This window comes from Streptomyces beijiangensis (assembly GCF_017315755.1).
Taxonomy (GTDB): domain Bacteria; phylum Actinomycetota; class Actinomycetes; order Streptomycetales; family Streptomycetaceae; genus Streptomyces; species Streptomyces beijiangensis.
In genome coordinates, this window is sequence record NZ_JAFLRJ010000707.1 from 1 (window position 1) to 373 (window position 373).

Annotated in this window: 1 protein-coding gene and 1 pseudogene; both read left to right on the top strand. The window is 68.4% G+C overall.

What is annotated here, in order from left to right; all coding sequences use genetic code 11:
* Positions 1 to 132: acyl-CoA dehydrogenase family protein (locus J0695_RS38515; protein ID WP_277990094.1), on the top strand; the 132-nt coding region annotated here is incomplete at its 5' end.
* Positions 129 to 373, top strand: a pseudogene (locus J0695_RS38520) (MaoC family dehydratase N-terminal domain-containing protein); the annotation flags it as partial. The gene J0695_RS38515 and the pseudogene J0695_RS38520, both read left to right, overlap by 4 nt.

A 373-nucleotide genomic window follows, 5' to 3' on the forward strand; every position in this document is an offset into this window, starting at 1 on the left:
GTCTTCGGGGACGGTGAGCTGGAGCGGATGAACCGGGCGGCGCAGATCAATACCTTCGGGGGCGGGGTGAGCGAGGTGCAGCGGGAGATCGTGGCGACGATGCGGCTCGGGATGAGGAGCCGTAAGCGATGAATATCGAGGGGGAGTTGAAGGTTTTCGAGGGACGGGCCGCCGCTGTCGCGGGGGTCGGCAAGGACGTCGTCAACGAGGCGATGATCAGGCACTGGTGCGAGGCGATGGGCGATGGCCATCCTGCCTATCCGGGGATCGCGCCGCCGACCATGCTGCAGGCCTGGACGATGGGCGGGCTCTCGGGGCACACGGCCCGGTCACAGGCGCAGGACGAGTTGTTCGCGCTGCTCGACGGGGCCGG